The sequence below is a fragment of the Tateyamaria pelophila genome, assembly GCF_019966495.1.
Lineage (GTDB): Bacteria > Pseudomonadota > Alphaproteobacteria > Rhodobacterales > Rhodobacteraceae > Tateyamaria > Tateyamaria pelophila.
Genome location: NZ_JAIMIA010000087.1, coordinates 1 through 19,462 on the forward strand (window position 1 = coordinate 1; position 19,462 = coordinate 19,462).

At 57.5% G+C, this 19,462-nt stretch carries 16 protein-coding genes and 4 pseudogenes; 5 read left to right on the forward strand and 15 right to left on the reverse strand.

Annotated elements, in window-relative coordinates; translation table 11 throughout:
- The 4 genes and pseudogenes from LC354_RS20095 to LC354_RS20110 form a co-directional block, all read left to right on the forward strand.
- Positions 1 to 807, forward strand: an 807-nt coding sequence (locus tag LC354_RS20095; protein WP_223427199.1) for an IS3 family transposase, incomplete at its 5' end; no start/stop codon positions are given.
- Positions 804 to 2,138 (forward strand): hypothetical protein, encoded by a 1,335-nt coding sequence (locus tag LC354_RS20100; protein WP_223427201.1) that lies wholly within the window; start codon positions 804 to 806, stop codon positions 2,136 to 2,138. The genes LC354_RS20095 and LC354_RS20100, both read left to right, overlap by 4 nt.
- Positions 2,128 to 2,308 (forward strand): annotated as a pseudogene (gene tnpB / locus LC354_RS20105) (IS66 family insertion sequence element accessory protein TnpB); the annotation flags it as partial. The gene LC354_RS20100 and the pseudogene tnpB, both read left to right, overlap by 11 nt.
- Before the next feature lie 44 nt (positions 2,309 to 2,352).
- Positions 2,353 to 2,544 (forward strand): annotated as a pseudogene (locus tag LC354_RS20110) (transposase); the annotation flags it as partial.
- Between the two features lie 2 nt (positions 2,545 to 2,546).
- Here LC354_RS20110 and LC354_RS20115 read toward each other — a convergent pair.
- From LC354_RS20115 to rfbC, 15 genes and pseudogenes are all read right to left on the reverse strand, one after another.
- Complete coding sequence (locus LC354_RS20115) at positions 2,547 to 2,954, reverse strand: transposase (protein ID WP_223427203.1); 408 nt, start codon at positions 2,952 to 2,954, stop codon at positions 2,547 to 2,549.
- Positions 2,955 to 3,185: 231 nt separating this feature from the next.
- On the reverse strand, positions 3,186 to 4,376 hold the full coding sequence (locus LC354_RS20120) for a hypothetical protein (RefSeq protein ID WP_223427205.1): 1,191 nt from the start codon (positions 4,374 to 4,376) through the stop codon (positions 3,186 to 3,188).
- A 32-nt stretch (positions 4,377 to 4,408) separates the two neighbouring features.
- Positions 4,409 to 5,563, reverse strand: a complete 1,155-nt coding sequence (locus LC354_RS20125; RefSeq protein WP_223427207.1) for a glycosyltransferase — start codon at positions 5,561 to 5,563, stop codon at positions 4,409 to 4,411.
- A 103-nt stretch (positions 5,564 to 5,666) separates the two neighbouring features.
- Complete coding sequence (galE, locus tag LC354_RS20130) at positions 5,667 to 6,662, reverse strand: UDP-glucose 4-epimerase GalE (RefSeq protein ID WP_223427208.1); 996 nt, start codon at positions 6,660 to 6,662, stop codon at positions 5,667 to 5,669.
- A gap of 10 nt (positions 6,663 to 6,672) precedes the next feature.
- Positions 6,673 to 7,683 (reverse strand): UDP-glucuronic acid decarboxylase family protein, encoded by a 1,011-nt coding sequence (locus LC354_RS20135; RefSeq protein ID WP_223427210.1) that lies wholly within the window; start codon positions 7,681 to 7,683, stop codon positions 6,673 to 6,675.
- Positions 7,684 to 7,714: 31 nt separating this feature from the next.
- Positions 7,715 to 9,067: a UDP-glucose dehydrogenase family protein gene (locus tag LC354_RS20140; protein ID WP_223427212.1), complete on the reverse strand. Its 1,353-nt coding sequence runs from the start codon at positions 9,065 to 9,067 to the stop codon at positions 7,715 to 7,717.
- A 268-nt stretch (positions 9,068 to 9,335) separates the two neighbouring features.
- Positions 9,336 to 9,452 (reverse strand): annotated as a pseudogene (locus tag LC354_RS28060) (transposase); the annotation flags it as partial.
- Between the two features lie 291 nt (positions 9,453 to 9,743).
- Positions 9,744 to 11,495 carry an ABC transporter ATP-binding protein gene (locus LC354_RS20150; protein ID WP_223427214.1) on the reverse strand — a complete coding sequence of 584 codons (1,752 nt, stop codon included), beginning with the start codon at positions 11,493 to 11,495 and terminating at the stop codon, positions 9,744 to 9,746.
- On the reverse strand, positions 11,492 to 13,318 hold the full coding sequence (locus LC354_RS20155) for an ABC transporter ATP-binding protein (protein ID WP_223427216.1): 1,827 nt from the start codon (positions 13,316 to 13,318) through the stop codon (positions 11,492 to 11,494). Before LC354_RS20155 ends, LC354_RS20150 begins: the two co-directional genes overlap by 4 nt.
- A 232-nt stretch (positions 13,319 to 13,550) precedes the next feature.
- Positions 13,551 to 13,991, reverse strand: a pseudogene (locus LC354_RS28065) (transposase); the annotation flags it as partial.
- A gap of 252 nt (positions 13,992 to 14,243) precedes the next feature.
- Positions 14,244 to 15,116, reverse strand: a complete 873-nt coding sequence (gene rfbA / locus LC354_RS20165) for a glucose-1-phosphate thymidylyltransferase RfbA (protein ID WP_223427219.1) — start codon at positions 15,114 to 15,116, stop codon at positions 14,244 to 14,246.
- Positions 15,113 to 15,958 carry a dTDP-4-dehydrorhamnose reductase gene (gene rfbD, locus LC354_RS20170; RefSeq protein ID WP_223427221.1) on the reverse strand — a complete coding sequence of 282 codons (846 nt, stop codon included), beginning with the start codon at positions 15,956 to 15,958 and terminating at the stop codon, positions 15,113 to 15,115. Before rfbD ends, rfbA begins: the two co-directional genes overlap by 4 nt.
- Positions 15,955 to 16,620: a sulfotransferase family 2 domain-containing protein gene (locus tag LC354_RS20175; RefSeq protein WP_223427223.1), complete on the reverse strand. Its 666-nt coding sequence runs from the start codon at positions 16,618 to 16,620 to the stop codon at positions 15,955 to 15,957. Before LC354_RS20175 ends, rfbD begins: the two co-directional genes overlap by 4 nt.
- A gap of 2 nt (positions 16,621 to 16,622) precedes the next feature.
- Positions 16,623 to 17,663, reverse strand: a complete 1,041-nt coding sequence (gene rfbB / locus LC354_RS20180) for a dTDP-glucose 4,6-dehydratase (protein WP_223427225.1) — start codon at positions 17,661 to 17,663, stop codon at positions 16,623 to 16,625.
- Complete coding sequence (rfbC, locus tag LC354_RS20185; RefSeq protein WP_223427228.1) at positions 17,660 to 18,220, reverse strand: dTDP-4-dehydrorhamnose 3,5-epimerase; 561 nt, start codon at positions 18,218 to 18,220, stop codon at positions 17,660 to 17,662. The genes rfbB and rfbC overlap by 4 nt, the downstream gene beginning before the upstream one ends.
- 436 nt (positions 18,221 to 18,656) lie before the next feature.
- On the opposite strand from rfbC, the gene LC354_RS20190 reads away from it, so the two are divergent.
- The gene (locus LC354_RS20190) at positions 18,657 to 19,169 is read left to right on the forward strand and encodes a hypothetical protein (RefSeq protein ID WP_223427226.1); all 513 of its coding nucleotides are present in this window, start codon (positions 18,657 to 18,659) and stop codon (positions 19,167 to 19,169) included.
- Positions 19,170 to 19,462 lie beyond the last annotated feature (293 nt).

Consider the following 19,462-nt stretch of genomic DNA (forward strand, 5'->3'; position numbering starts at 1 on the left):
CCCAGCCAGATCGTTCCCAGACTGGCCGATCAGGGGCAATATCTGGCCTCGGAATCCAGCTTTTACCGCATCCTGCGCGCGCAGGGGCAGCAGCATCACCGTGGCCGGGCAAGGCGAGGCGTCCGACGCAAGCCGCCAACCAGTTTCAAGGCTGCCGGTCCCTGCGAGGTCTGGACTTGGGACATCACCTGGATGCCGGGGCCGGTCGCAGGCATGTTCTTCTACCTGTATCTGATCGTGGACATCTTCAGCCGCAAAATCGTCGGCTGGGAGGTCCATGAACGCGAGGCTGCGGAACTGGCCGCAACGCTGATCCAAAAAGCTGTTTGGGCGGAGGCCTGTGTCTCGCGCCCATCGGTCCTGCACGCCGACAACGGCAGCCCAATGAAGGGCGCGACGATGAAAACAACGCTGGAAAAGCTGGGCATCATGGCGTCCTACAGTCGCCCGCGCGTCAGTAACGACAATCCATTCTCCGAGGCGCTGTTTCGCACCTGCAAGTATCGCCCCGACTGGCCTAACAATGGTTTTGCAACGAAGGCCGATGCGCAGGCGTGGGTGAAATCTTTCGCCACCTGGTACAACACCGAACACCTCCACAGCGCGATCCGCTTCGTCACCCCCAACACGCGCCACGGTGGACAAGAACGTGATACCCTCGCAAACCGTGCCATTCTCTATGCAAATGCACGAGCGCAAAAACCAGAACGTTGGTCAGGAAAAACGCGCAACTGGCAACCCGCAGGACCTGTCTGGCTCAACCCAGAAAACGAAATCAGCGTCCCTGAAATCAGAGACGCCGCATGAAATCGGCGGACAACTTGTTTGACAAACACCGCAGCCTGTCTATCCTTGCCTTCCTGTGCGGAACCTTGAACTGTAGCAGCGTATTCGCGGATGGCTCATTCCAATACAGTTTCGACGCAGTAGGAGATACACGAACTGCTGAAGACGTTAGTCTGCGTCTGCGATGGAGCCCGGAGATTTCTACGGAGTCTGTTAAGGTAAGTTTGTCGTTAATAGATCAGTGGAACTATGATCCCAATGATGGGAAAGATAGCAGCGACTATCTCCACGGCACGTATCTCGGCGCCCAGCTTGACCTTGGAGACCCCGCTGAAGGCCTGTCTTTTTCTAGCCAATTAAGTGCCGGGCGGTATAAAGGATTGGACGCGCCGGAAACCAGTACAGGTCTCGCTGGCGCATTCAACACCAGATACAGCTTTCCATCCTCTGAGACTATACGCTTTGCCGCCCTCGCCGGAATTTCCGTGACCAGTAAGAATTACATAGGTCTTGAGGAGGTTACGGAGGAGAACGATGATGACGACCCCTTCGCAGATAGCGGGTGGACTGAAGTCTCCCTTGGCGGCGAGATATCGTACCAGAACTACAAGTTCTCATTAGCCGCAGTGACGGAGAGCCCCTACAAAGATGGTAGTAATCGACTCAGACAGCACGGGGCAGATCTTGAACTGTCCTACTACAGGCAAGAACAAGCAAATTCTGGTCAGATCAGTTTCCTATGGCCGACAAGCGCCTATGCAACTGTAGAATATCGGGAAATCGATTTTGGCTCCGATACTTCTTTAAGAAATGATCAAAACACCACGCTCAATCTTAGTTCATATTGGGAGTATGGCGCGACGCAGATCACGCTGGATTACGAATACTATTTCTACAACACTAGAAACCGTAGTTTTGGATTTGAGGATTATAAGGGATCATCACTTGACTTTAGCATCGGCTATTATGGCAATCCTTGGTCCGTTTATTTTTATGCATCCGCTAACAAGGAGAATGCAACGGGCTCGACGTCTGGCACAGATACCAGAGATTTAGATGCTTCTTTGTCATTTTTCTATGATCCTGGGAATATCCCAAAAATCGAAATGAACTTCTCGCACTATCAATTTGACGGTGACTACTCAGGAACACGCTTCGACACGCAGAAGCAGTCTATCAGCCTGGGCATTGACGTTCTGGATTTTCTGGATCGACCTAAGGAGAAAGATGCCAGCTTGTTTTTGTCTCTGAAGTTTGTCCGCGAGAAGACCTTCGACAGCTTTACTGATCCAACTTGGCGCACTGATGACAACGTTGTCATCGGCTTCGACTTTTCCCTGTTGTCTGTTTAGCAAACGCCTAGAGAAGGGCCGGTTCGGGCGTGTGGCCAGCCGCAAAGGACGGTAAGATCAGCCTCAGCTCGTCGCAGTTGACGATGCTCTTGGAGGGGATTGATTGTAAGCGGTGTCTGGACAGCACAGAGTTTTGTAAGCGCCGTGCTACCGCCCTCGTAGACGTTTGAAGTTTGTTATCTGAGAAGAGCCCATCCGAACAAGGAGGGTTCCGATGGATGATACAGTGCAAAATTACGTAACTTCTCACAGTGTCGAAGAAGGATACGCCGGGCGTATCGATGTTGTGACTGGGCCGAGTGGTCGGCGACGTTGGCCGGAACATGTGAAGGCTAAAATTGTTCTGGAAAGCTACCGCGAGGGTGTCTCGGTGGCGGATGTTGCGCGCAAGCATGGGGTCTCAGCGCCTCAACTCCATTCTTGGCGGCGTGCGGCGCGGGACGGTGTTCTTGCGATGCCGGATGACGACATGCTGGGTCTGGTACCGGTCGTCGTTGAGGCGGGTGGAGGGGATAGCGGGCACATGCCGCCTGACGCGCCCGGGACGATTGTTCTGGAGATCGGTGGTGTTCGGATGACCGAAGGAGGAGGCTCGACATCGAACACGACCAGCGGGGCAAATTCAGCCTCAGCTTCCGGCGCAGGCAAAATCAGCTCCCCATCCTTGGCCATCCGCCGCCATGCCGATAGGTGGTTCGGGCGCATGTCATACTTGCCCGCCACAATCTGCGCCTTCAGATCATCCGGCCATCGTCGATGCCCACTATCTGAGACTTCGACGCCCAGATCTTTGAGAAACTCTCGCGTAGTCTCCATGGAGAAACTCACTTCCTGCTATCCAACAGGCCTTGAGTCTCAAATCACGCCGAAATCAGGAAGGTGGGGTCCAGACACCGCATACGATTGATTGGCGCATGCCGACAAAGACGTGGCGGCCTCTCACTACCGGTAATTGATCAGCGAATATTCTACCGGCGCCGCAAAGAGCGCGGCCGACATAGGCGCCCCCGAAATCATCACCCTTGTGCCGCGCATCTACGCCAAGGACTATGATCTCTTTGGGTATTGAGCCTGGCCAGAGGCCATGATGTCGTCGATCATCCGCGTCAGGACCTTGTTTGCGTCAAATACGTCGCAAGCGATTTCGACGGCGGAGGCAGCATGCCGGGCCGGATCGCGGCGCACCGCTTCGATCCCTTCGACGGCACCTTCAAGATCATGAAAGGACAAAAGTCCCTCACCTACCGGAAGCCATGTCTCGAACCCGGTCGATTGCGTGACGACGGGCCGTCCGGTCGCCAGATAGCACGCGCTCCGCTCGCTGAACCATCCGGTCCGGGCCGTTACGTAGCCATGTTTCGCAACGGAGAACTCGGCCAGCGATTGCGCGAGGAAGTCCTCGTAGGACGCCGTTGAGCGCGTTGTCTCTGGTCCTGAGACAACCGTCCAGCCCTTTTCCCTCAGAACCGACACCGGCGCGGAACTCCCGCTGAGCGCAAGTGTCAGCTGCGCAGACGTGCGCTGCGGGAGGTCGACATACTCCCGGAACGAGGCGGATTTCATGCCGTATTCCACGCCATTCCATGTCTCGGTGCGGTAGCTGTCCCAGTTAAGGACACTGGTGAAGGTGCTGTCCTTCGGCAGATCGCGCGGACGCCAGTGATCGAGGGCGACAGGTTGCGGTGAGAAGATCCAAGGCAAGTCCGGCACGGTCAGGGTGGCGGTGCCATCGGCGATCCCGCTGCCAAAGGTAATGAACCTGTTGTGCTGTTCCACGAAGGACTGCCGTTCAGGCTCCTTCAGCATGCGGATCTGCTGAAAGGCGGGGTCGGTATCGAGATAGACGCGAATAGGTATATCGCGCAGCCACGGCCGGACCGGATTAACGCCGGAGACATTGAGCAGAATGTCTGCGTCTGCGATTTCCTCAGCGACCCTGTCGGCCAGCGGACCCAGCCATTCCTGTGCCGAAGCACGCCAGTATGCCCAAGCATCGCCGAATCCACTCCGCTTGAAGACCTCGGCCGCATACCGAAGCCCCGCTGCCGGGTCATCTGTCATGCGGCCGATGGAGGGATCGTAACAGGGATCGTCGAAATCATCGCTGTCCTCGAGAAAAATTACCTCGTACCCCAACGCCTGCAGCCCCAGCACATAGTTGAGGTGGTGCCACGTCATGCCGCCAAAAGGCAGACGTACAATATAGCCGAGAACAATGATCTTCCCGCGCACTGCCATCCTAGTGGCCTGTCGGAGACCTAGGCGTCCGGTCAAGCCGCAGCATCGCAACGCTCCAGCATCTCAGACAACACGCGGTCAGATGCGAAGTGGGTCTCCGCCACGTGGCGCGCAGCTTCGGAATGGGCTTCGTAGTCCATCTCCATGCGCTTGATCGCATCGCGTGCACCATTGAAGTCGGTAAAGGTCAAAACGCCGTTGCCAGTCGGGACGAAATCCTCAAAGCCTGTGCTCTGGACCACGACGGGACGGCCTGCCGCCAGGTAGCAGGCTGACCGGCAACTGAACCATCCGGAACGCCCGGTAACGTAGCCGCCTTTGGCCACGCTCCATTCGCCACGCGAGGAAGCGAGGAAATCGCGGTAACTGTCGAGATCCGCGCAAACATCGCTGGGGTCGAGCACGTCCCAGCCCTGACCGCGCAACCGAACTTTTGGTGATCGGCGCGTCTTACCTTCGTTTAAGGCAATCTGGAAAGCCAGTTCTGGTATAGCAGAGGGCAGCGAGATAAAGGCCTCGAACTGCTCATCCTTCTGGCCATAAATCACGCCCTCGTGCTCGATGTCCTTGTAACTCGTCCAGTTCATGACGGTCGTGTAACCAAAGCGCTCGGGGCTGCGCGCCCATTCGTCGAGCAAGATCGGTTGCCGCGTCGGGTGCCATTCGAATTCTGTTGGGGGTAGGTTCGACGTGCCGTTCGAAATGGCCTCGCCGAAAGAAAAGTGGACATCATGCTGACGCAAATTGCGCACCATGCTACCGTTGCCCTTCAGAATCTTCAGCTGAGTAAAAACCGGATCGCTGTCGATATATATGAGCTTCGCCGAGCGTCGATATTGGTTGGGATACTCGAGGCATCCCGATACGTTGAAGAGCAAATCGGCCGACTCGACAATCTCATGGCGCAGACTCTGCGCCATCCCGAACCATTGATCCTGATAAGGAAATCGATAGGCCCATCGATCGCCAAGGCCGAAGCGCTCCATGAGGCGGGACAGGTAGGAAACGTTGAATTCGCATCCCTTCGAGACACCGTCTTCGGCTGGGTTGAAAGGCCAGTTCCCGGTGTCCTCGAAATAGTAAACATCATGGCCAAGCCGGTGGAGGCCAACGACATACTGCAGATAGTCCCATGCCACACCGCCTAGTGGGTACTGCGCAATCAAGCCGCACACAATTATCCGCATAGACCCGTCCTTTTCATGGTCTTGCGCGTCTGATCAGTCAGTGCGCTCTGTAACACTATTTGGCGGCGTATCTGGTCGCAACCACCCCTCGATAGGACATCCTTCACGCACTCGTAATTCTTGGAAGAACGTTTGAATACCAATTCACAACATCCCGCGCGATCTTGTCGAGCGATGAGTATTCAGCTGACCAACCGAGAAACTCTCGTGCGCGCGTCGGATCGGCGACGAGGGCTGGTGGATCACCCGGGCGCCTTGGTCCGTTGATCACCTTTGGTTGCCGCCCGACTTCATGACCTACAGCATTGATGATTTCAAGGATTGAACTCCCTTGTCCGGTTCCGAGATTGCAGACTGCACTTTCGCCACCATCAAGAAGGCGTTTCAACGCCAAGATATGTGCACGTGCGAGATCTGTTACATGGATATAGTCGCGTACAGCTGTCCCATCGGGTGTGTCGTAGTCTGTTCCGTTTACGGTGATTGCTTCCCTTTGTCCCAAGGCCGCCTGTACGACGAGCGGGACCAGGTGTGGCTCGGGATCATGTAATTCGCCGATCTCTCCTTCCGGATCACAGCCTGCAGCGTTGAAATAACGCAATGCAATTGTTCGAATGTCTTTTGTTTCACCATACCACTGGGCACATTGCTCCATCATCACTTTTGAAGCGCCATATGGGTTTATTGGGGAGAGGGGCATATCTTCCGTAATTGGAGATGTTGCGGGATTTCCATAAGTGGCACAGGTCGATGATATGACAAGCGGTTCGATTCCAACTTCGGCCATCGCGTCTAGCAAGTTAAGAGACGCCGAAACGTTGTTTCGGAAATAGGCAGAAGGGTCGGACATGGACTCACCGACATAAGCATATGCTGCAAAATGCATCACAGCTTCGATGTCGAAGCCCTTTATCGTTGTGACCAAACGCGCTTGGTCTTCAAGAGGTGCTTCAACAAATGGCCCCCATTTTACGGCCCAACGATTGCCGCGCCGGAGATCATCGTAAACGACTGGTTCGTAGCCTTCTTGAGCAAGAGCCTTGCAGGCATGGCTGCCAACGAAGCCAGCGCCGCCAGTCACAAGAATGCGTTTGGTCATGGCGGGGATCCTATCCTGCAACCATAGAATAACGGGCGTTATCGGCTATCTGATAATCGGCAAGTTTATCGGACCGGATCAGTGCATCAAAATAACGAATAGTTCTGTCGAGGCCGTCACCAAGCATGACTTTAGGTTCCCAGCCGAGTTTTGATCTGGCCTCTGCGATGTCCGGCTTGCGGCGCGTGGGATCATCGGAAGGCAGCGGCTTGTATTCAATGCGAACCTGTGTGCCGATCTTGTTCCGGATCTCTTCAGCAAGTTCCATGATTGTCAGTTCGGTGGGGTTGCCCAAGTTTATTGGCCCAACACAATCAGGGCCAGCAAGGGAAAGTCGCATAAGCCCGTCGACAAGATCATCGACGAAACAGAAAGACCGCGTCTGTTTTCCGTCCCCGTAGATCGTCAGCGGCTCACCTAGAAGCGCCTGACGGATAAAGTTAGACACGACGCGTCCATCATAGGGGTCCATACGCGGACCATATGTATTGAAGATCCGGCAAACGCCAATTTCCAACCCGTGCGTGCGGTTGTAATCAAAAATTATGGTTTCTGCTGCACGTTTGCCTTCGTCGTAGCAGGCGCGAATGCCGATCGGGTTAACTGCACCGCGATAAGACTCGACTTGCGGGTGGATCTCTGGGTCACCATAGATTTCACTCGTTGAGCTATGAACGAGACGTGCATTGTTTTTGCGGGCCACCTCACAAGCATTGAAAGCACCCATGACGGAAGTTTTCATCGTATGAAGAGGGTCGGCTTGGTATCGTGGCGGAGACGCTGGACATGCCAGGTTCACGACAAGATCAGCGTTTATGTCATAAGGTATGATGACATCAGCTTCGACAAATTCAAACCGATTGCTGCGAAAAGCTTCCGGTAGATTTTCGAGTGACCCACTCATGAGGTTGTCGAGCCCAATGACGTGCCAGCCTTCTGAGATCAGGCGATCGGTAAGATGTGAACCCAGAAATCCAGCAGCGCCCGTTATCAGAGCTGTTTTGCCTTTTGATTGATGCATCAGAATTTTCCTTACGAAACTTGTGTACCAATCAGGCCGATCGCTGCAAGTTTTTTATGATTGGTTCATTTGCAAGAGCCTTGGAAACACCGATCCCGGTGAATGCCAAAAAGCCAGCCGAGAGGACTTCGTCTTCAGTGAATAGATTGCGCAAGTCTGCCATCAGTGGATGTGCCATGACACCGGCAAGACGCTGAAGATCAAGGTCACGGAACTCACGCCATTCGGTTAGAATTATTAAAGCATCTGTTCCTTTGGCAGCTTCATAGGGGGTCGTCTGCCATTCTACCTTTGGCATAAGGGCTTCGCCATATTTACGGCCCTGTGGATCATAGACGCAGACTTCAGCGCCAAGCTCGATCAGACGGGGCAATATTGTCAGTGACGGCGCATCCCGCATATCATCCGTATCAGCTTTAAATGTCGCTCCAAGTACCGCAATCCGCTTGCCGGAAACGCGTCCATCACAAAGCTCTAGAACTTTATCAACCATACGATTTTTGACGCTATCATTCGCGCTGATCACAGCTTCTACGATCGATTGTGGTTCTGCATATTGTTGACCCGTACGTGCTATGGCTATGGTATCCTTTGGGAAGCAAGACCCGCCATATCCTGGACCGGCACTAAGAAACTTGTCTCCGATACGCGAGTCACTGCCCATGCCGATGGCGAGCTGCTGCACGTCAGCACCCACACGCTCGCAGAGTGCTGCCATCTGGTTAATGAATGTTATCTTGGTGGCAAGGAACGCATTTGATGCGTATTTTATCAATTCGGCAGTCTCAAGGTTGGTTCTCTGTACGACATAACCGCGTTCGACAAGTGGCTGATAGATCCTCTCCATCACGTGCGCAGCACGATCGGACGTTACTCCATAGACAACCCGATCCGGTTGCATGAAATCTTTGATGGCCGCCCCTTCTTTTAAGAACTCTGGGTTTGAGACCATCTCGAAATCTAAAAGCGGGTTGGTTTTCCGGATAATTTTCTCAACAGTGCGGTTTGTTCCGACAGGAACCGTAGATTTTGTGACCACAACCGTAAAATCGTTGAGCGCATTGCCTAGTTCATTTGCGACGCCAGACACATAGCTTAAATCTGCTTGGCCGTCCTCACCGCTGGGAGTGCCGACGGCAATGAATACGGCTTCTGCATCTTGGACCGCTTCTTTAAGATTGGTTGAAAATTCAAGCCGTTGCGCGTTGATATTAGACAGCAGCAACTCCGCCAGACCGGGCTCATAAATTGGCACTTCGCCGTTTTGCAGACCAGAAATTTTAGTTTTATTTTGGTCGATGCAGATCACATGATGACCAAGTTCAGCAAGGCATGTCCCGGATACGAGGCCAACGTACCCAGTGCCAATCACAGCGATTTTCATTTTATTCCCGTAACTTCTCAAGCTGGTGGATGCGGTACATGAAGATATTGATAACTTTTGGTTATGCCACGCATAGCCCACAACCCAATCGATAAAAATAACTTATGCCAACCTAATCACATGAGCGCAATATGAGAGGGGGGGGGGGGATGTGATCATGAAATTATATTCTTCGAACGTGTCATATTCGCACCCCATTGATTAAGAAGTACGCAGACGGCCGAAGCTACGGCAACACTTTCACACCGTTCAGCTCGCGCTCGCTCATGGGGACCAGACCCAACCAGGCCGCAAAGTCACGTCCCGTTTTGAACTGCGCCATATCAGGTCCAAACGCCTCCACGGCGATGGCTGTCAGAGGCCCGACACCGGGCATGGTCTGCAGCTGGCGCGCCTGGTCCGATTGCGTGGCCAGTATCGAAAGTTTCTTGGTCCGTTCTGTGATACGCGCCGTTTTCTCTGCAATCTGCGCCAAGAGGTCGAGGCACTCCTCCCGGATCAACGCCGGCAAGCCAGAGGACGCAGAGCATCTTTGGAATTCCGAACTCAGCACGTTTTTGGCGAGGACCAACCGCGACACGCGCGCCATGGCACTCAACATGCGCTTGGTGCTCTTGCAGACGAACTGAGACTGCCTTTATCGCCCAGCAGGCATCGCGACATATCGATACCGGTCCTAAGCGCCGACCTCGCGTGCGGAACGTGGCTTGGCTTTCTCTACCAGGCGACCATCGCGTAGCTCAAGGATCCTGTCCGCGAATTTCAACGTTGCCGGCCGGTGAGCGATCAGCAAGACCGTCCGGTTGATCTTGTATTGCTGAAGCGCTTCGAACATTGCGGCTTCGGTCTCGACATCAAGCGACGAGCTTGGCTCGTCGAGGATGATGACCGGCGTATCGCGCAGCATCGCGCGCGCAAACGCGAGGCGTTGTTTCTGCCCGCCCGATAGCGTCGCGCCCTGTTCACCAATGATCGTGTCGTACCCGTGCGGCAGCTCGGTAATGAAAGAATGGGCTTGCGCGATCCGCGCGGCCGTTTCCACCTCCTCATCCGTCGCATCCGGCCGACCCAGCCGAATGTTTTCGCCAACCGAAAGCGGCAGCAGGAAAGCATCCTGCAAGACGACGGATAGCCCCTGTCTCAGATCGGCCAACGGTATGTCTCTCAAGTCTCTGCCATCAATAAGGATGCGTCCTTCCTTGGGGTCGAAAAGTCGCATGAGAAGATTGGCGAAGGTTGATTTTCCAACACCTGTCGGACCGACAAGCGCGACAGTTTCTCCCGCCGCCAGCGCCAAATCGACGTTCGACAAGAGGTCTGGGCCTCCGGGATAGGCGAAGCGCACGCCCTGCATCTCGATCGTGCGCCCCTGTCCGGCGGACGCCGAGGGCAGCCTTTCGGCTCCGGGGCGGTCGACAACGCCGGTCTCCCTGTCCAATATCTCGATTATCCGCCGTCCCTTGCCTGACGCCGTGCCATAGGCCGCCGCGATCGACGCAAGCGAGCCGACGGGACCGATGACCGCCTCGAGATATGCCAGCGCAACAAGGAGCGTTCCGATCGTGATGGTCCCATCCAACGCAAGGTATCCACCGACCACAAGACCGCCTGCCCGCCCGAGTGCATTTACGAGCCCAAGAAAAAAGTCGAACGAGAGCTGGACCGACGTCGCGCGCAGGACGGCCTGAACGGCTCGGCTGGTCCGCGCTCGGAAACGTCGGTCCAGTTCTCCTTCCTGAGCGAAGGCCTGAACGACCTGAATGGATGTGATCGACTGCTCGGCCGCGGCCATGACGTCGCCCAGCCGCTCCTGCTGTTCGTAGGACCTGTCAGTGATCGGCTTGCTGTAGTACCGGATCAACAACGGCACCGGGATGGCTGCAAGGAGCGCGACGACCGCCAGCGTGACCGACAGCGATGCCAGGACCCAGATCATCGCCACGAGCGTGCCGATCGCTGTGAGGCCGGGCATAAGCACCTGTGCGAGAAGGTCGGCTGTGAATCGAGTGTCATCCGTCAGCCGCTGGACGAGATCGCCGACGCGTTCCTTCGCATAGAAAACACGATCCATCGACTGAAGCTTTGCGAGCAGCGCGCTCGCCAGATCGAGGCGCATCAGGGTGCCGACGCGGGCCATTACGTAGTGCCGCGCCAGTCCCCCGAGGGAGCTCAGCCCATGAAGGGCAACGAAAGCGACGCTCAAAAATATCATCGGTTGAACGAAGTTTGGGGCATCGATTACAGGTTCCAGCCAGCCAAGAAGCCAGGGCAGTTCCTCCGAACCGAGGACATTGTCGACCGCAAGTTTCAGGGGCCAGGGCAGCGCGAGGGATACTAGGATTTGAAGACAGACGATCATCGAAAGTACGATGATCGCTCCTTTGTGGAGCACCATGGCACGTGTCGTGTGGCCGAGAACGGTGTTCATATGCTCTCGCCTCCCTTGTCGCCGACCGTCTGGAACCTGGAGAAATCCGCGAAACGCCCCTTCCTCGCGACAAGATCGGAGGGAGTGCCAAGCTCAACCAGCCGGCCCGCCTCGAGAAAGCCGACGCGATCCGCCGACTGGATCGTCGACATCCTGTGCGCAATGATCAGCGTCGTGCGTCCCACCATCAAACGCTCGGTCGCTTCCAGTATCGTCGCCTCGGTATCCGGGTCGACCGCAGAAGTCGGCTCGTCAAGGATCAGGATCGGCGCGTCCCGCGTCAGGGCACGGGCTATCGAAATCCTCTGGCGTTGACCGCCGGACAGTTCGACGCCACGCTCTCCCAGAGTGGTTTGGTAGCCATCGGGAAGCTTTTTGATGAACTCATCGGCATTGGCCGCCTTGGCCGCTGCCATCACCTCGTCAAGCGATGCCGTGGGACGACCGAAGGCGATATTTTCCGCGATCGTCAACGGCAGCAGGAACGGCTCCTGCAGGACAATGGAGATCCGGGAGCGAACGCTTTCGAGCGATACGTGCGGCAGGGGTTGGCCTTCAATCCGAACGCTGCCCGAATCCGGATCGAAGAAACGGGGAATAAGCCCTGCAAGAGTGGATTTTCCGGCGCCCGTCGGCCCCACGATGGCCAACGTCTCGCAGGCTTCGATGTTCAGGTCGATGTCGCGCAGCGTCGGACGCCCGGTCTCGTACTCGAAAGAAACACCATCGAATTCGATCCCGGGGCCCTTCGCGCTATGCAGTTGCAGGGCCGGGGCGCCTGGCACTTCGCGGATGATGGTTTCACTGTTGATGAGTTCGATAACACGATCCAGGCTGGCCTCGATGGTCTTTAGACCGCCATAGCTGGAAAGGAGCGCGTTTACTGCTCCTGTCAGGCTCTGCACATAGGCCATGAAAACCAGAAGGCTGCCCACCGTAAGGTTTTCGTCAAGGACTTCGAGCATTCCGAAATAAAGGACGAGGGCTGATCCACCGGACAGCGCGAGCCCGTTGACGAGCTTGTAGCCATCATTGGCGATCACGTGGCTTTGAGACGCCGAGACCAGACGATCCCCCAGGCGGTCGTAGACACGCGCGTTGCGGCGCGCCAAGCCGAAGACCTGGACCAGCGGTATATTGCTGAGGGTCTGCTGTGAAAAGCCAACAAGAGCGGCCTCGGCTTCCCGGATACCGCGCGCGCGCTCGCGGATTGGGTTGCCGAAATACTTCACGGACAACACGATTGCTGGCGCCAGCACGAAAATCAGGAGCGTCAGTCTGGGACTGATGGCGATGGCGGCCAAGCCCACGCCGATGATTGTAAGGAACTGTTGCGCAGGCGATACCAAAAGGTGCACCGAAAGGCTGTAGACGCACCAGCTGTCACCATTGATGCGGCTCAGAAGATCACCGGCACTTTTTCTTACGTGATCGAGAAGCGACATGCGTTGGGCGTGCGAGAACATGTCACCGGCCAGCGCATACAGCATCCGGTGTCCCGCCGCTGTCCACAGCCAGCTCAAAGCATTGCCAAGAAGGGTAGAGAGCATGACGATCGCGATCGTTCCGGCGCCGCAAAGCAGGACGGTCAGCGGTGCGTCGAGGTCCGAAATCCAGCCCCAGTTCGCCTGGCTCTCTGAAACCGGATCAACGAGGGCGACATCAACGAGAACCTTCAGTGGCCAGGGGGCGGCGATCGTCATCGCGCTGGCGCCCGCGGATCCCAACAGGATGAGGAACAGCGCGCGCCGTTCGGCGAGGATGTACGGAAGAACGCACCGGATCTTGCGCAGAAGACCTGCTTCTGGTTGTGCGCCGTTCAAAAGTCGCCATCCGACTGAGCTGGCACCGGGCTAACACCAAAGGATGCAAAACAGCAGTTGTGTTTTTGCAAGGTATCCGGTGCGCCCCTGCATCGACGGCCAACGCAGCGCATGAGGCTGGTCGTATTTTGGCGGCGCCGACTTCTCTGATTCATTGCGTCATCCACGATGCGTTGCGGGAGGCGGCGCCCTATCTGGACGCGGCTCTTCCGCCGGAGTTCCAAAACCTCGTTTACTTGGCGATTCTTAACCAAGCACCCTGAAATTGAAAGGATGCAGTTTCTGGAGCGACCGTCCATTCCTTAACTGCAAGAATCCTGGCCGTTCCCCCTCCGCGAGTGACCAGTTGTCGGAACCTGTTGTTTTTTTGTCGAAGCCAATGGCCTGCTCGATCAGGCGAAGTTTGCTCCGCATCGCCTTTTGTCAGTGTACCCATATACCAGCCTGCCAACGGAGATGCGGCTAGAGACCCCTGACAGAGCCTCACCCGCAGAGACGATCGAAGCTCGCTTGCTCGGCGAAGGTTCCGGCTGATCTCGCCGGATTCGTATCGCTTCGGTGTCAGCCCGAGGTAGGCCCCGGCACTCGAAGACCGCTTGAACCTATCGATATCGTCGAAGGCGGCAACGACAGCCATTGCGGTGATCGGGCCAACACCCGGCGCGGTCATCAGCAATCGCACCGTTTTATGGCTTTTGGCGATGACGCGGATCCGACTGTCCAAGGCTGCGATATGGGCCAGAATGTCGTGACGGGCCTTGATCAGGGCTTCGAAGATCGGAATGAGCTCCGGAGCGACAACCAGTTCCTTTGTGACGATCTCCTCGGCCCGCCGCTTGAACCCGCCGACACGTTTGCCGAACATGATGCCGAAGGTCTTCAGGAGACCCCTGATCTCGTTCTCGAGCCGGACGCGCATGACCGTTCAGGCAATCAACCCTTTGAGATATGCGCCATAGTGCGTTTTGGCAAAAAGCTCCGCTCGCGCCGCCAGTTGCGCATCATCGATCCAGTCTTGCTCGTGGGCAATCTCTTCGGGACAGCCGACTTGCTGGCCCTGCCTCTCTGACAGGGTGCGCACGAAGTTGCCCGCATCCAGCAAAGAGGCATGCGTGCCGGTGTCAAGCCAGGCATAGCCGCGCCCCATCTGCTGCACATTCAGCAGGCCATCAGCCAGATACATCTCAAGCAGTGCGGTGATCTCTAGCTCGCCGCGCGGCGACGGCTTGACCTGAGCGGCACGTTCAGGCGCACTGCCGTCAAGGAAATAAAGCCCCGTCACCGCATAGTTCGACGGCGGCACGGGCGGCTTTTCCACGATGCTTTTTACCGTGCCATCAGCGGCGAAATCCACCACGCCATAGCGTTCAGGGTCGGCCACGCGGTAACCGAAAACAGTGCCGCCGGCCTCGGCTGCATCCGCCGCCGCCAGCCGCTCCGGTAGGCCGTGGCCGAAAAAGATATTGTCCCCCAGCACCATCGCCGAGGGCGCGCCATCCAGAAAATCACGCGTCAACAGATAGGCCTGCGCCAGCCCGTCGGGGGCGGGCTGTTGGATATAGGTCAGGCGCAGTCCCCATTGGCTGCCATCGCCTAAGGTGCGCTGAAACTGCTCTTGATCCTGCGGCGTGGTGATCACGGCAATCTCGCGAATGCCGGCCAGCATCAGCACCGACAGCGGATAATAGATCATCGGCTTGTCATAGATCGGCAAGAGCTGTTTCGAGACGCCCATGGTGATCGGATACAGCCGTGTGCCCGAGCCGCCTGCCAGAATGATGCCTTTACGTTGTGTCATGCCAATACCTTGAGAATACGTGTGAGATCATCCTGCCAGGGCAGAGGGAGAATGCCGAAATCAATCTCTAAACTGCCGCAATCGAGTCTAGAATTGAGTGGGCGTTTGGCCGACGTCGGGTAGTTCGATGCGGGAATGCCGGTCACGGTCACGGCGCGCCCGGCCTGCTTAAATGTTTCGCGCGCTAAACAGTCCCATGACGTGGTGGGCGTCCCTGCATAATGATAGGTGCCGCCCCCTTGGCCAGCTTGCAGCCCATCCGCCATGGTTAACAGCGCCTGGGCAATGTCGCGCGCGGGTGTCGGCCCGCCGAACTGATCGTTGACGATGCTCAGCGCGTCGCGGGTCTCGGACAGGCGCAGCATGGTTTTGACAAAGTTGGCGCCATATTCGGAAAACACCCACGAGGTGCGCAGAATGGCATGCACGCCGCCCGCCGCGCGCACGGCGACCTCGCTTGCCAGCTTGGTGCGGCCATAGGCGTTTTGCGGATGTGTCGGGTCGGTTGGCTTGTGTGGGTCTTTGCCGGTTCCGGCAAAGACATAATCGGTCGAGACATGCAGGAACGGAATGCCCAGATCGGCGCAGGTCTGTGCCATCGCACCCGGCGCGTGGCCGTTGATGGTCAGGGCAAGGGATTCTTCGTCCTCGGCCCGGTCCACGGCCGTGTAGGCGGCGGCATTGATGACGGCCTTGGGGCGGTGTTGGCGGATCTGCGCGGCACAGGCCGTCGGGTCAGATAGGTCCGCCTGCGCGCGTGACAGCTGCACCATCCGGCGTGCGCCCTCCACATCTGCAAGGGACCGGGCGACTTGTCCGGTTTTTCCGAAGACGAGGATCATTTTGAGTTTTCCATGTCTTGTGGGTTTATGGGGTATGCGAACCGATCGAAATCGGCGGCATAGAGTGTGGTGATGGTGTTGAGGATGCTGGGTGTCAGCTTGACGGTGTCGGGTTGGGTGCCCAGCCTCTGGGAGAGCACGTTGGCGGGGGTGATCTGGTGCGGGCCATCTTGCGTGCCGACCTGCGCGTCAAGCCACTGGACGACGGCGTCCAGCCCGTCTTCGATGCGGAAGGTGGCAGTTGCCTGGGGCACGCACTTGGTCATCGGGCGCAGATGCCCGTGCAGGGTATAGGGATTCAGCGCCAGACTGCGCGGCACGGTTTCGATCCAGCGGTGAAAGGGCGGCTGCGCGGGCAGGGCCTTGTCCACGTCGCGCTTAAACAAGAACGCCGAGCGCAGGCGCGTGGCCGGGTGGCGGAGGGCCGCAAACATCCCGTCAAAGAGGCTGTCCGGCAGCAGATCGCGGCGCACTTCTTCGGGCATATGTTGCGGGGGCGAGAGGCTCCAGGCCGCGCCTGGTGTGCGCATGGCAAAGCTGCTGTCACGCATTCCCAGCGGGCCAAAGCGGGCTTCCAGATAGCGTTCGATCGCGGTGCCTGCACATTTGGGCACATGTGCGAAATAGAGCAGCTTTCCATTGGGCAGGCGGATTATTGACATGCTCAGCCAGCCCCCAACCGTGCGCCAACGCCGTCCCGGGTTTGCAAGGCGCGCCACCAGATCTCGTTGTCGAGATACCAGTCCACCGTGCGCTCAAGGCCTTGCTCGACGGTGACGGAGGGGTGCCAGCCCAACTCGTCGCGCATGCGGGTCGGGTCGATGGCATAGCGCGCGTCATGGCCGGGCCGGTCGGTGACAAAGGTGATCTGGTCGGCATAAGACCCGCTGGCCTTGGGCCGTTTGGCATCGAGGATCGCACACAGCGTCTGCACCAGTTGCAGGTTGGTGCGCTCGTTCTCGCCGCCGATATTATAGCTTTCGCCCAGGCGGCCCTTGTCCAGCACGCATAAAAGCGCGTCGGCGTGGTCCTCGACATAGAGCCAGTCGCGGATGTTGGAGCCATCGCCATAGATCGGCAGCGGCTTGCCTGCCAGTGCGTTGAGGATGATGACGGGGATCAGCTTTTCCGGGAAATGGTAGGGTCCGTAATTGTTCGAGCAGTTGGTCAGCACCACCGGCAGCCCGTAAGTATGGTGCCAGGCGCGCACGAGATGATCGGAGGCTGCTTTTGAGGCGGAATAGGGACTGCGCGGATCGTAGGGCGTGGTTTCGGAGAAGAGGCCCGTAGCGCCCAAGGATCCAAAGACCTCGTCGGTCGAGACATGGTGAAACCGGAACGTATCGGGCCGACCTTGGGTTTCCCAATGGCGGCGCGCGGCTTCCAGCAGGGTGTAGGTGCCCATGACGTTGGTGTCGATGAAAACGCCCGGCCCGTCGATGGAGCGGTCCACATGGGATTCTGCCGCCAGATGCAGGATCGCGTCTGGTGCGTGATTGGCCAGAACAGTATCTAATGCGCCGCGATCACGGATGTCGGCCCGCACAAAGCTATAGCTTGGGGCGTTTTCTACTGCGGCCACATTGTCGAGGCACGCGGCATAGGTCAGCGCGTCGAGGTTGACGATCTGGTGGCCGCGCCCGATGGCCAGCCGCACCACCGCTGAGCCGATAAAGCCGGCCCCGCCTGTCACCAATATCTTCATGTCGCAGCGTCCCACACGAACGGCGTGTCGAGGGCGGTAAAGTCTTGGGCGGCGGTGTCCTTGTCGGACAGGATCGGCGCGCCGGTCAGCGGCCAGTTGATGCCGCAGCTGTCCCAATGCACCGCGCCATCGCAGTCGGGCGCATAGATGTCGGTGCATTTATAGACGATCTCGACATCGTCGGTCAGCGTGACAAAGCCGTGCAGGAACCCGGCAGGGATCATCAACTGCTTGCCGTTCTCAAAGCTGAGTTCCAGCCCGAACCATTGCCCATAGGTTGGTGAAGCGGCCCGGGCGTCGACGGCCACATCCCACAGTCGGCCGCGTCCGCAGCGCACCAGCTTGGCCTGGGCATGGGGGGGCGATTGGTAGTGCAGCCCGCGCAGGGTGCCCCGCTTGGCGGACAGCGAATGGTTGTCTTGCACAAAGGTGTAGTCAAGGCCTGCATCGCGCATGCGCTGTACATTCCAGCTTTCGCAGAAAAAGCCGCGCGCGTCGCCAAAGCGGGCCGGGATCAGGATTTTCAGCCCCGCGAGGGGGGTGTCTTCGATCTGCATGTGTCCCTTTGTTGTCGCGGCGCGCATCTGGCCCCCGGCATGGCATTTTCGGGCCCGAATGACCACACAAAACCAGCGGCGAAATTGACAATGATCGGATTTGTGTGCACAGCGTGCGCGTACCGGGGACATGCGGACAGTGATTCCGGGGTAGCGCGGACAAGTTTTCCAATCTGGTTCGGATGGCGATTCCGGGGCATGCGGACAAGCTTGCCCGGGATTTGTTTTGGCTGCTGAGCAATCCCGCAACGGGTAGGTTTCCGCTCTTTCACTAGAGTGGGAAAACCCCAATGACGAGATTGCACATGAGGAAGATCAAAGAAGCCCTTCGGCTGCGCGCCAGCGGCCTGACGACACGGGAAGTAGGAGAGAGCATCGGCGTAGGCCGGACATCGGTCAGCGCGTACCTGAAGCGCGCCGAGCGGGCTGGCCTATCTTGGCCGCTGCCGGAAGATTTGACCGATGCGGCGCTGGAGGCGTTGCTGTTTCCAGCCCCGCCCGCAAATGCGGCGGCGGTGTACCCCCGGCCCGACTGGTCGCATACCGCCCCGGCACTCCGCCCAGACCGATCCGCTGGGTACTTGCCAGAGATCCCGAAGGCAAGCGGGACCCGCAGGCCTTCTTCAGCACCGATACAACACTCGATCCCGCTGACATAATCGCCCTGTTCGTTCGCCGCTGGCAGGTCGAGGTCACCTTCGCAGAAACCCGGGCACATCTCGGCGTCGAAACCCAACGGCAATGGTCCGACGAAGCAATCGCCCGAACAACGCCCACCTTGCTCGCTCTCTACAGTCTCATCTCGTTATGGGCCTGCGACCTGCTGAGCTCTGCCAGCACTCCCTATGCCGCAGCCTGGTATCGAAAGACTAACCTAACCTTCAGCGACGCTATCGCTTCTGTGCGTCGTGTTCTCTGGGTCGGAGACATTTTCCAACACTCACCTTAAAGCCGAGAACAGTAAAAAATCCCGCCCGACCGCATCGTGCGTATGGCAGAAGCACTATGCTTTGCCGCATAATGTCCAAAGTCGAGGTTAGAGTGTAGCGCGACAATCTGGATGCGAGGAGCGCGTCAATCAGGATGAGAATCCTTGGTCGCGACACTTGAGACGATGCCGTCGTTTTCTATCGCGATCAAGGGTTTTGTGTTTTTGATTGTCGCGGCGCGTCAATCAGCTTGGATGTTAGCCGGTGTCGCTCTTTGAGCTGGGCGCCCAGGCCCCTTTGCTTGTTCGGCGGC

Bases quoted from the DNA above. Each gene is read 5' to 3' on its own strand.
- rfbD (WP_223427221.1), bottom strand. From the start codon at position 15,958: ATGATCCTCGTCTTCGGAAAAACCGGACAAGTCGCCCGGTCCCTTGCA.
- LC354_RS20140 (WP_223427212.1), bottom strand. From the start codon at position 9,067: ATGAAAATCGCTGTGATTGGCACTGGGTACGTTGGCCTCGTATCCGGG.
- LC354_RS20120 (WP_223427205.1), bottom strand. From the start codon at position 4,376: ATGGCAGTGCGCGGGAAGATCATTGTTCTCGGCTATATTGTACGTCTG.
- LC354_RS20135 (WP_223427210.1), bottom strand. From the start codon at position 7,683: ATGCATCAATCAAAAGGCAAAACAGCTCTGATAACGGGCGCTGCTGGA.
- LC354_RS20100 (WP_223427201.1), top strand. From the start codon at position 804: ATGAAATCGGCGGACAACTTGTTTGACAAACACCGCAGCCTGTCTATC.
- LC354_RS20125 (WP_223427207.1), bottom strand. From the start codon at position 5,563: ATGCGGATAATTGTGTGCGGCTTGATTGCGCAGTACCCACTAGGCGGT.
- galE (WP_223427208.1), bottom strand. From the start codon at position 6,662: ATGACCAAACGCATTCTTGTGACTGGCGGCGCTGGCTTCGTTGGCAGC.
- LC354_RS20150 (WP_223427214.1), bottom strand. From the start codon at position 11,495: ATGAACACCGTTCTCGGCCACACGACACGTGCCATGGTGCTCCACAAA.
- LC354_RS20175 (WP_223427223.1), bottom strand. From the start codon at position 16,620: ATGTCAATAATCCGCCTGCCCAATGGAAAGCTGCTCTATTTCGCACAT.
- rfbC (WP_223427228.1), bottom strand. From the start codon at position 18,220: ATGCAGATCGAAGACACCCCCCTCGCGGGGCTGAAAATCCTGATCCCG.
- rfbA (WP_223427219.1), bottom strand. From the start codon at position 15,116: ATGACACAACGTAAAGGCATCATTCTGGCAGGCGGCTCGGGCACACGG.
- rfbB (WP_223427225.1), bottom strand. From the start codon at position 17,663: ATGAAGATATTGGTGACAGGCGGGGCCGGCTTTATCGGCTCAGCGGTG.
- LC354_RS20115 (WP_223427203.1), bottom strand. From the start codon at position 2,954: ATGGAGACTACGCGAGAGTTTCTCAAAGATCTGGGCGTCGAAGTCTCA.